We start from the raw sequence: 11,442 nt of genomic DNA, 5'->3' as shown, positions 1-11,442 counted from the left end.
ATCAAGACGGACTGAAGTCCTTACTACAAACGAAAAAACAAAGGTTCGTAGTGAGGACTTTAGTCCTTCATTCTCCACGATCAAGACGGACTGAAGTCCTTACTACAAACGAAAAAACAAAGGTTCGTAGTGAGGACTTTAGTCCTGCATTCTCCACGCATCAAGACGGACTGAAGTCCTTACTACAAACGAAAAAACAAAGGTTCGTAGTGAGGACTTTAGTCCTTCATTCTCCACGCATCAAGACGGACTGAAGTCCTTACTACAAACGAAAAAACAAAGGTTCGTAGTGAGGACTTTAGTCCTTCATTCTCCACGCATCAATACGGACTGAAGTCCTTACTACAAACGAAAAAACAAAGGTTCGTAGTGAGGACTTTAGTCCTGCATTCTCCACGCATCAAGACGAACTGAAGTCCTTACTACAAACGATCGCAAACCTACTAATTTTGACTGCTAGGGCCAATGACGCCGACTTTATGGCGAAAACTTAGTTCGCCGCCGAACCAGCCTGTAACGCCCAGCAAACTTGCAACGACGATCGACAAAGCTAAACCTGTAAAAACGATCGGCTCAGCCGGATTTCCTTGTCGCAACACCAGGTTAATCAGGGAAAGTACCATAGCCGCCACATTCCCGCCCATGTGCAACCAGCCGGCACTGCGATCGCGCACTCTTTTAATTCTTGCAAAATCTAAAAAGCCCGTGATTGCGGCCAAAATCCCCGCAGCAAAACCTGCACCAATCAGCCAAACCGAAGCTCTCGCCCAAAACGGATCGCTGGTAAGCCAATAACCGATATCCGTGCCCGCGGCCCCGACTAAAAAGGCTACCGGAAAGGTGACGATTACGGGGTGAAGGGGATGACCTGCAACTGAAACTGTACTGGTAATGCCCGCATCGCGATACTCTCTGTCGTCACTTTCTAGAATCGGCGGAACATTCGGAAAGGGCGTACTATTTCTTTGATTTGTTTCCATGATTTCTACCGATAAATTTTGTACAAACCGGTTTTTATTGGATTGAACTCAATCCCAAATGCGATCGCCATTTTCGTCAACGCGGGCCTGCCGAATTACGTCAGAAATTTCCTCAGCGTCTTTGACGTGGTGCAAAGCTTTCTTTTCCCCATCCGGTTCGTCTACGATGAAATAAGTGGGAACTGTAACTGTATCTCCCGTGATGTCTGGCACGCGGTCAACTGCTAATTGCTGAGCTTTTTCTTCGATGCTTTGCGGTTCTTCGGAAATGCGATCGCCCGGATTGACAGTGCGGCGCATATCTTTGCCCGGTTTGTCGATACTCATAAAACCTCTCTGGTATTTCTAATTTTCTGCTTGTAATTACTACTATTGAACGAAAAATTTCCGGTTGCGAGCATCTCCCAAGGGGTGGAAGTTTCACTTATGGCGATCGCACCTCAGCTCTTTCTGTAGGTAGAGGCATGGTTCAAGGCTGAAGGCTTTTGGAAAAGCATTCTTTATTTGTTAGTCCGCGGAGGCGGACTTTGTTTATGTAGTAGCGGTTTCAACCGCCGAACTTTTCTAAGTTAAAATCGAAGCACGATCTTTTCTCCTTTTGAATTACCATGAAAAATTACGACTGGATTGTTGTCGGCGGCGGGATTACTGGTGCAGCACTGAGTTACGAACTCGCAAAAAAAGGTTTTGCTGTGCTGCTTTTAGAACGAGATGCTACCATGCAAAATGCTACTCGTTTTAGTTACGGCGGTTTGGCTTATTGGTCGGGTACGACTGACTTAACTCGGCAATTATGTGCAGAAGGTATCGAACGTCACCGCAATTTATCTGCGGAATTAGATGCTGATACTGAGTTTCGCGAGTTGGATTTGTTGCTGACAATTGATGCGGGTACCGATCCGGAAAAAGTCGCGGCTAATTACGCACACTTTGCGATTCCTCCCCAGCTTGTGAGCGTTGCAGAAGCTGGGGAGTTGGAACCTTTGCTGAACAAAAGTGCGATCGCCGGAGCTCTAACTGTCCGTCACGGTCACATTTCGCCGAATGCCACAAATCAAGCTTATTGTCAAGGGTTTTTGCGGTTGGGAGGAATCAGAGAAATTGCGGAAGTAACTGGTTTAATAGCAGAAGGAAATCGGATTTCCGGTGTCAAGACGGTAGGCGAAAGTTATGCCTGCGAAAATGCGGTGATTTGTGCTGGAGGTTGGAGTCGTAGTTTGCTAAAAGCGGCTGGTATTTCTGTGGGAGTTTATTTTAGTCGTGCTGAGATTTTGGAGACGGCACCTGTGGACTTGAAACTCAGGACTTTGGTGATGCCCGCGCTATTAAAACGTTTTGAATTGGAAGCACAATCGAGTAAAATTGAGGTGGATTTTCTTTGGGACGAACCGGGTAAAGAGTTAGTACCGCCGATTTTAGATGTCGGTGCAATTCAATTTAATGACGGGAGTTTGCGGATCGGCCAATTGTCTCGCACTTTAAGCGATTTGAACGCGAAAGTCGATCGCGAAACCAGCGAAACGGCAATTCGTGCAGGTATCGCCAAGGTTTTGCCAGATGCGGCAGATTTACCGGCAACTTGGCATGATTGTATTGTGGCATTTAGCGCTGATAGGTTGCCCGTAGTGGGGGAAATTCGCGATCGCCCCGGATTGAACGTTTTTTCTGGTTTGAGCAATCCGTTGGCAATTGTACCTGCTTTGGCTGAGCGATTTGCTAATTGGGCGGCGGGAGAAAAAGATGGGGCGATTCCTTTCGAGATAGCTTCGCTCGCGCGTGATTCTATCTCCGCATAGATTTGCTGAAAAATGACTAATTTTAACTATTAGTGGGGAGGGCGGGTTTATGTATATTGTTAGTTGGAATTATAGATAATTGGCGAACCCGCCCTTACGGATTCCCTCAGACAAAAATACATCTATAGCAATCCTCGCATCATTTTCATAATTCTTGTAATTGTCAGGATAGGAGATATAAAACTACCAAAAGTATCGCTCAAAGGTACGTTGTTGCGCTTCAGCGCTCTTTCCGAATCTTAGGAAAGAGCGCTGAAGCGCAACTACATACCTAATTTTGTTTATGAGAATAAAATACCCTGGGTTGCCCCGATGGATAGGGGGTAGGCACAGGGGCACTACCCCTACAAATCTTGATGAATCATTTAGGTAAGCGCGCACTCTGACCAATGCCCTGTTTGGCCAATGCCCTGTTTGGCCAATGCCCTGTTTGGCCAATGCCCTGTTTGGCCAATGCCCTGTTTGGCCAATGCCCAATGATTAATGACTCAAAAAAGGCAGCGCCACAATAAATGTAGTACCTTTACCGATCGCACTTTCCACACTTATTGTACCGCCGTGCAGGTCAACTATGTGTTTGACAATGCAGAGTCCCAAACCCGAACCTTTAATCTTGCCTACATTCGCACCTCGTTCAAACTGCTGAAAGAGTTTTTCTTCATATCCCGCTGTCATCCCAATTCCCTCATCTCGAACGCAAAATATTATTTGCTGGTTTTCGCAGCTTAATTCTAAACTAATATTACCGCCATTGGGAGAATATTTTATAGCGTTTGAAAGCAAATTAGTCAGCAATTGGTGCAGCAGTTTTGCGTCAAGATTGGCGTGGAGTGGCTCTGTTTGGGCGAGAAAAGTTACAAGGTGTTTATCGGTGACGATCGGTTGCAGTTCTTCAAAAATAGATGTGCAGAACTCTGTCACATTTAGTTGATTTAAATTCAATGAAAGTTTGCCTGCTTCTGCTTTGCTGAGCATTAAAATATCGTCCAGCAATTCACTCATATTGCTGACGGCTTTTTTAATGCGATTGACATTTTTATTTTTTGTTCCTGGCGATATTTTCAGATCGCTATCTTCCAGCATTTCAGCCGAGAGCTGTATGGTAGTCAAAGGAGTGTTTAAATCGTGGTATGCCATTGAAACAAATCGCGTTCTATTTTCGCTTTTCGCTGCTGCTAGTGCCATGAGTTTTTGCATTTCAACGGCTTCTTGATGTTTGCTCAGCGCTATCTTGATGGTAGCGTGCATTTCTCTTTCTTTAAACGGTTTGAGGAGGTAGCCATAAGAACCAGTATTTTCTGCTCGCTGCAAAGTTTCGTCGTCGGCATAAGCAGTTGTATAGATAATGGGGATATCTAATTGTTGATGAATTATTGCTGCTGTTACTATGCCGTCAATCTCGCCTTTGATTACTATATCCATTAAAATTAAATCTGGTTTGAGTTCGCCTGCGCGATGGATGGCATCGGCTCCTGAAGAAACAATATCGGCGATTTTATATCCAAATTTTTCTAATTTTTGAGATAAGTTTTTAGCGATCAATAGCTCGTCTTCTACAATTAAAATATTAATATTATTAATTGTTTGCTCTGGAAAACTCATGATTTTAGAACCTTTGCGAGTAAATTAACTCGTTAAATACTAAGTGAAAGGCTGTGCCGATTTCTCTTGACATTTCGATGGTTCCTTCTAACTGCTCGGTTAAAGTACAGACAACTTGAAAGCCCATCGAGTTAGTTTTCCTAAAATCTATGTTTTCAGGAAAGCCAATGCCGTTATCCTTAACGAAGAGGTGGATTTCCCGATCGCCAGTCTGATAGCATTGTACACTAACTGTACCGCTCGCATCGTGAGGAAAAGCGTGTTTCAGGGTATTTGAAACCAATTCATTAGCAATTAAGCCGCAGGGAGTAGCAGTCTCAATGTTTAGGGAGATTTGTTCAGCTAATACCTGCAACTGAATGCGGTTGTCACTTATATTGTAAGACTGAAACAAGTTACTGACCAAATCTTCTAGATATTCGCCAAAATTAATTTGTGCCAGGTTAGTCGAGCGGTACAGTTTCTCGTGAATCAGAGCCATAGAGTACAGGCGGTTCTGACTTTCTTCAAACATTTTGGCTATTTGGGGGTCGGCAACCGTGTTAGATTGCAATTCTAACAGGCTGGCAACTACGCAGAGGTTGTTTTTAACGCGGTGGTGAATCTCTTTGAGCAAAATCTCTTTCTCTTTGAGGGAGTTTTTTAAATTTGCCTCGGCTTGGAAGCGATCGCTCAGTTCAGCTTGCAGTTGCTGGTAAAGTAGAGATTGCTGAATGGCGATCGCCAATTGATTCACCAACTGCTGAAATAAATTCATTTCCCATTCTTGCCACTCCCGGGGCCCATCGCACTGGTGCGCGATTAGCAATCCCCAAAGTTGGCTGTGCTGAATAATTGGGACTGCTAACTTAGCCCTAACTTCAATTTGTTGCAGAAATTCCATCATACAAGGTGTAATGGAGGGGTCATCTAGCTCGGAAATTGCACAAATTCGTCCTTGCAAATAAAGCTGATAACATTCGGCCGGAAAAACCTCTGCGGCAAAAAATCTATCTATCAGCCGACTGCATCCTTCTACCACCGCTTCAGCAATGACTCGGCCGCCAATTTCCGGTAAAATTTGATATACCAAAACTCGATCGGCTAACAAGACTTGCTGGAGTTCGGCAACCGTGGTGTTGAGAATTTCCTCTAATTGCAAAGATTGGCGGACGCGACGGGCGATCGCCTCCACCAGCCGTTCTTGCTCGAACTGCTGCCGCCAACCTATTTCAGCGCATTTAGAATTGCTGATATCGGCGGCGTAACCAATAATTTCGATCGGAATGCCCTTGCTGTCAACCAATAGTTTCAGTTCTGTCCGCAGCCAGCGGTACATTCCATCTTTATGCAGAAAGCGGTACTCGTAAATGCAATTTTTACCCTCAGACAAAGCAGAAAAATTTAGTATAAATTGTGGCAGATCTTCAGCGTGAATCCTGTCCGACCAAAAGTTAGAATCTGCTAACACTTCTTGCGGATCGTAGCCAACGATTTCCTGAACGTTGTCGCTGATGTAAGTAATACAAAACTTTCCCGCCGCAGCGGCAGTAAAAATTACCGCAGGATTAGAAGCAAGTAAAAATTGCAGGCGTTCTTTTAACTGCTGCAATTCCATTTCTGCCCGCTTGCGGTAACTGATATCTTCGATCGCAGCCATGCTGTAGAGAGGCAGGCCCTCGCCATCCCGAATCAGCGTCACCGTCATGTTTGCCCACATCAGCTCGCCATTTTTCTTAATCAGGCGTTTTTCCATTTGAAAGCGAGGAATATTGCCCTCGACCAACTGCTTGACTTGCTCGACATCTGCTGGTAAATCTTCCTGGTGGGTGACATCAGCGAAACTCATTACCGCCCAATCCTCATCGCTGTAGCCCAACATCTGGCGGTAAGCTTCATTCACCTCGATCGCGCGGTAATCGTGCACGCTTGCCAAACCGATCGCAATTGGAGCATCGTCAAACAAATTGCGAAACTTTTCCTCACTCTTTTGCAGTGCGGCTTCTGCCTGTTTGCGAGCAGTAATGTCTCGCGCTACCCACATCACCCGATCGACTCCCAGCGGCGAAATACTGCCATCAAACCAGATTAACTTGCCCTCAATTTCCATGCTGTATTCAATTCTGTGGGTTTGCCCAGATGCCAATGTTTGGCGAATGTGGCCCAGGACAAAATTAGCTTCGGCTTCTGGGAAGATTTCCGCCAGGGTTTTGCCCAGCACTTCATTAGCCGGTTTGTACAGCAATTGGGGAGCCGTGGGGGCGACTTTGAGGTAGCGGCCGCTGGCGTCTAAAACTAGGACGATATCCGTTATGCCATTAAACAGCGCCAGCAGTTCAGCTTCGGAGTTTTGCAGTTTTTCTGCGGTCAATTTGCGATCGGTAATGTCGGTGTCAGTCCCGATCAGTCTGTAGGCTTTGCCGTCGGGCGATCGAACAGCAGTCCCGCGGGCAAGCATCCAGCAGTTGCTACCGTCTTTGTGCAGCATCCGGTGTTCGACTTCAAAAATTTCTGTCACACCCTCTAGATAAGCATTTACTGCTGCCCCAACTGCAACTCGATCGTCCGGGTGAACCAGAGATACCCAATGTTCCATGCAGTTGGGAATCTCTGCGTCTTGATAGCCCAACAAAGCTTTTAAAGACGGATCGACGTAGATTTCGTCGGTTTCCAAATTCCAGTCCCAAACCCCCACTTTGCCCGCCGATACTGCCAGTTCGTAAAATTTAGTGCGCTGCTGGACTCGCATTTCTAACTCTGCATTGAGTTGCTGCAAAGCGATTTCTGCTTGTTTGCGATCGGTGACATCCCGACCGGCAGCTTGATACTCCACAATTTCTCCATTTTTGTCGAATATAGCCCGATCGCTCCACTGCTGCCAACGAATTTCCCCGCTCGGCAAAATTACTCGGTGTTCGCAAGTAAACACAGGCTTTTCCGGAGACAAAGAAGCATATTGTTCTTGAAAAAATTCTCGGTCTACTTCTGGGATCAGTGGCATAAAACTGTTACCGAGCAAGTCTTCTGGTTGCACGCCGAAATAGCGACAGTAAGCTTGATTGACAAATGTGAATTTGCCGTCGGGGAGGTAGTGGCAAATCAGTTCGCTTTGGTGTTGCACAATCGCCCGGTAGCGCGCCTCGCTCTCCCGCAGGGCATTTTCGGCGTTTTGGCGATCGCTGACTTGTTTTTCGATTTCTGACTTACTTTCTAAGAGTTCACACTGTTTTTGCTGAAGTTTGACAACTTCTTGCTGCAACATTTTGACGAGGCTGTAAATTTCTGGGTGAATTCTTTCTGCGGTGACTAAACCTACTGGCTGACCCCGTTCATCTACAATTGGCAAACAATCGATCGAGTATTGACAAAATAGCTTAAATGCGGTAAAAATATCTGTAAAATCTGATTCTTTTAAGACAATTAAATTCCGCGTCATGGCGCCGGAAACTTTCATTTCTTGCCATCCGTAGGCGGTGGCTAAGTTCAGCAGATCTGCCAACCTTAGCAATCCGACTAGCTGATTTTCCTCGACCACTAAGATGCAACTAATTGATGCTTTTACCGTTTCGTTTGAGTGCACAGGTGAATTCGGTAGCGGACAAGCATCCATCGCCAGACGCATTAGGGCGATCGCATCTCCGATGGAAGTTGAGGGCGAAACTGTCACAGGATGGCGATCGACAAATTCTAAAGGCGATCGTAAATTTACCGACAAATTAGGAAGTTCCACAAGTATTAGCCAAAAAGTATTCCTAACTAACTTTAGCAACACTTTTAGCCATCAGCCTGATGACTGATAACTACTGACTGATGACTGGAAGCATCTCATTTTTGTCAAAAGCATTTTTTCTTTGAGTGCTGTCGGGAACTGGCGTATTGTACAATATGCGAGCGAGGACGCTAGCACGATAAATACAAAACTGAGATGCTTCCCTGATGACTGCTGTTCGCAAGCTATATGAGTTCGCACTATGCCAACTGACTACTGACTATTGCCAACTTTCAACTCTCAACTCTCAACTCTCAACTGTCCACTGCCAACTGCCAACTGTCCACTAGACCTCTTGCGAAAGTATTTTTGCGATGTTGTTTGCATTAATTTTTGTTCCCCGTTTTCCCGTTTCCCCGTTCCCCCGTTTCCCCATTCCCTGTTCCCTGTTCCCGACTTTTGCCAGAAGTCAACTCTCAACTACAAACTGCCAACTGTCAACTGTCAACTGTCAACTGTCAACTGCCAACTGTCAACTTATTTTTTACCAACAAGCAGATAAGTTTTCATAGCCCCTTTACCTTTAACTTCAATAGTTCCGCGCCCTTCCAGCAAATATTTGTCTTTCAATAAGTCATAAGTAGTTTCACTGACTTGAATCCGCCAAGGCAAACCATGAGATTCCATGCGGGAAGCGATATTTACCGTATCGCCCCACAAATCGTAAATAAACTTTTTGATGCCAATCACTCCGGCAACAACCGGGCCGCTGTGGATGCCGATGCGGATGCTAAAATATTTCTTATTCAGACCGTTAAACCGAGCTATCTCTCTTTGCATATCTAGGGCCATTTGGGCGATCGCCTCTGCATGGTCTGCCCGAGGGTAGGGCAGCCCTCCTACAGCCATGTATGCGTCGCCGATGGTCTTGATTTTCTCTAGGCCGTGCTGCTCGCACAACAGGTCGAATCCTGAGAAAATCTTATTCAGGAGCTCCACGAGGTCGATCGGGTTCATGACAGAAGACAAAGCTGTAAACCCCACAATATCTGCAAACAAAACAGTCACTTCCGGAAAGTATTCGGCAATAGTAGTTTCGTTTTGTTTGAGCCGTTCTGCTATGGGGTTTGGCAAGATATTTAACAGCAGCTTTTCCGATTTTTCTTGTTCTTCCCGCAGGGCATCTTCTGCGTGCTTGCGTTCCGTAATGTCGTGGTAACTCCAGACTCTACCGATAATTTTATCTCCCAGCCGCTGCGGTTCCGAATAGCGTTCAAAAAATCGGCCGTCCTGAAATTCCAACAAATCAAAACTTTCGGCTTCTGGCTGGTCGTAAAGCGATTCTATTCTCTCTTGGAATGCTTGCGGGTCTTTGAGTTGGTTCTGCACAAAGGCGATCGTTGTTGCGTCGTCTCGCAGCGCCATCACGTCGCTAGGTACGCCCCACATTTCCACAAATTCGCGATTGAACGTAACTATTTTTCCGCTCCTGTCAATAGCTAAAATACCGTCCGCAGTAGAATCAAAAGTTGCTTGCAGCAAGGACGCAGATTTTGCTAGAGCATCTTCCGCCATCTTGCGAGCAGTAATGTCTCGCAAAATAGCGCGAATCGCTACTAAAGAACCTTCCAAAAACTTACAGTTTATGCTACCTTCTAGCAAAATTTGTTCGTGTTCCTTAGTAATAAATATTATTTGAATAGAGTGGGGATAAAAAGTATTTTCATAGACACTTTTTTTAGTAATAGCTTGATATAATATCTCCATAGACTCTGGCGAACTGTTGGGATGAATGATATCAAAAACAGTCATTTGAGCAATTTCTGCTTCGCTGTAGCCCAGAGTTTCCCGCCAAGCCCGATTTACATACAAAAAATGACCGTCTGCTCCAATACTTTGAATTAAGTCAGTAGCATTTTCAAATAAGTCTCGTAATTGTTCTTCGCTTTCCCGCAAAGCTATTTCCGCTTGCTTGCGCTTAATAAATTGACCCAGTTGGCTGCCGATTGTTGCCATTGTCTGGAGCAATTCTTCATCAAAACACTGCACTTCGCAGCTAAAAAAAGTCATCACCCCCAACACAGACCTTTCAGAATTTTCCTGCTCGTAGTCCCCCAAAATTGGGAAGCCAAAAGCTCCGTGCAGTCCTTCTTCTGCGGCAATTTCTCTGCGAATGAAAATTTCGCTTTCTGTTACATCCGCAATCCACTGAGACGAACCGCTGGCCCAAATGAGACCTGACAATCCTTCCCCGAATCCACAAATCATTTGTTCGGCAGATTCGGCAAATTTGGGTATAGAAACTGAGGGTTTTGTCCAACTGGTGACACACCGCAGCAAATTGGGGTCGGAAATCGCAGTTATTCTCTTACTTCCTAACAGCAGTTTTTCCCCAGCTTCCGGCGGCATCCAAAGTTCGGCAGTATGCCACCCCAAACTTTCGCAAATTGCGGGGAGAATCGCTTCTAAAGCTTTTTTGATTGTTTCGGATGTAGAGAGGATGTGAGTGGTCACGTACTGAGCTGCTTTTCGCTTGCGAGCTCGCTGTCTGTATGTCATGTCGCGACCAATATACACAAAATCCTGGAGGGCCACAGAAGTTGCCGAAACACTTTTCATGTCACTTGGAATCGCCGTACAGGAAAAGGAAACCGTGAGCTTTTCTCCTGTTTTTGCCGTGCAAATTATTTCAGTGTTAGTTTGAGATTGTTGAGGCGACTCTTGGCTGACTGCTTGCAAAGATTCGCCCTCAGCAGCAAGACTGTCTATTGGCTGACCTACTAATTGCGATTCGCTATAACCGAACAAATCTTGAGCCGCTTGATTGACTTTTTTGATTTTTCCCGAGGCCGTTGTCACCAACAAAACTTCTGCCATGGAAGTAATAATTTTTTCAACATAATTATTAGTAGCGGCTAAGGTACTCAATAAAATATTCATTTCATTGGTAGCTTGGACTAGAGTTTGTTCCAAACCCATCCTGTCGGTTACGTCTTCAAAAAATACAATTAATCTTTGCTCGCTATCATCATTGCTGAACTCGACGATATACATATCAAAATAAAGCCGCGAGCCATTTTCTAATACTCGCGTCATCGCTTTTAATTCAAAATTTGGCAACCGCCCTTCCAAAATATCGATTAAAATTTCTTCAGTTCCCAGCAATTCGGGAAAGGGAATGCGGACATCGTTTCCGGTCACTACTTCCTCGGGACAGTCGGCAAACCGCTGCACATTGAGAGATGTCTCTGCGATAAGAAAGTCTTGATCCAGTGCTAGGTACTCCAAGTGGTGGGGAACCAACAATTTGTTTAACAGGGTTGTCATGTTGGATTTTGTAGTGTTGACATACTCCCCGGCCGTACCGTGGGATTCT

Annotated in this window: 7 protein-coding genes; 1 reads left to right on the top strand and 6 read right to left on the bottom strand. The window is 45.3% G+C overall.

Features of this window, described 5'->3' with window-relative positions:
* Positions 1–443: 443 nt before the first annotated feature.
* A complete protein-coding gene (locus tag QZW82_RS26220) occupies positions 444–980 on the bottom strand; it encodes a DUF2231 domain-containing protein (RefSeq protein WP_293155175.1) in 537 nt (178 codons plus the stop codon).
* 48 nt (positions 981–1,028) lie between these two features.
* Positions 1,029–1,307 carry a hypothetical protein gene (locus QZW82_RS26215; RefSeq protein WP_293155171.1) on the bottom strand — a complete coding sequence of 93 codons (279 nt, stop codon included), beginning with the start codon at positions 1,305–1,307 and terminating at the stop codon, positions 1,029–1,031.
* A gap of 281 nt (positions 1,308–1,588) precedes the next feature.
* Here QZW82_RS26215 and QZW82_RS26210 point away from each other — a divergent pair, with 281 nt between their 5' ends.
* The gene (locus QZW82_RS26210; protein ID WP_293155168.1) at positions 1,589–2,776 is read left to right on the top strand and encodes an FAD-binding oxidoreductase; all 1,188 of its coding nucleotides are present in this window, start codon (positions 1,589–1,591) and stop codon (positions 2,774–2,776) included.
* Between the two features lie 480 nt (positions 2,777–3,256).
* Here QZW82_RS26210 and QZW82_RS26205 read toward each other — a convergent pair whose 3' ends face one another.
* The 4 genes from QZW82_RS26205 to QZW82_RS26190 form a co-directional block, all read right to left on the bottom strand.
* Positions 3,257–4,378 (bottom strand): ATP-binding protein, encoded by a 1,122-nt coding sequence (locus QZW82_RS26205; RefSeq protein ID WP_293155165.1) that lies wholly within the window; start codon positions 4,376–4,378, stop codon positions 3,257–3,259.
* A gap of 4 nt (positions 4,379–4,382) precedes the next feature.
* Positions 4,383–8,087, bottom strand: a complete 3,705-nt coding sequence (locus QZW82_RS26200) for a PAS domain S-box protein (protein ID WP_293155162.1) — start codon at positions 8,085–8,087, stop codon at positions 4,383–4,385.
* A 70-nt stretch (positions 8,088–8,157) separates the two neighbouring features.
* Positions 8,158–8,310: a hypothetical protein gene (locus QZW82_RS26195; RefSeq protein WP_293155159.1), complete on the bottom strand. Its 153-nt coding sequence runs from the start codon at positions 8,308–8,310 to the stop codon at positions 8,158–8,160.
* Positions 8,311–8,603: 293 nt separating this feature from the next.
* A complete protein-coding gene (locus QZW82_RS26190; protein WP_293366797.1) occupies positions 8,604–11,393 on the bottom strand; it encodes an adenylate/guanylate cyclase domain-containing protein in 2,790 nt (929 codons plus the stop codon).
* Between the last annotated feature and the right edge of the window lie 49 nt (positions 11,394–11,442).

It is taken from the genome of Microcoleus sp. bin48.metabat.b7b8b9.023 (assembly GCF_013299185.1).
Classification (GTDB): Bacteria; Cyanobacteriota; Cyanobacteriia; order Cyanobacteriales; family Microcoleaceae; genus Microcoleus.
The sequence above is the reverse complement of the archived record's forward strand: the minus strand, read 5'-3'. Positions and strand labels throughout refer to the sequence as shown.

What these genes read in the sequence shown, in the direction of transcription:
- QZW82_RS26210 (WP_293155168.1), top strand. Translation starts at nt 1,589, where the DNA reads ATGAAAAATTACGACTGGATTGTTGTCGGCGGCGGGATTACTGGTGCA.
- QZW82_RS26215 (WP_293155171.1), bottom strand. Translation starts at nt 1,307, where the DNA reads ATGAGTATCGACAAACCGGGCAAAGATATGCGCCGCACTGTCAATCCG.
- QZW82_RS26220 (WP_293155175.1), bottom strand. Translation starts at nt 980, where the DNA reads ATGGAAACAAATCAAAGAAATAGTACGCCCTTTCCGAATGTTCCGCCG.
- QZW82_RS26190 (WP_293366797.1), bottom strand. Translation starts at nt 11,393, where the DNA reads ATGACAACCCTGTTAAACAAATTGTTGGTTCCCCACCACTTGGAGTAC.
- QZW82_RS26205 (WP_293155165.1), bottom strand. Translation starts at nt 4,378, where the DNA reads ATGAGTTTTCCAGAGCAAACAATTAATAATATTAATATTTTAATTGTA.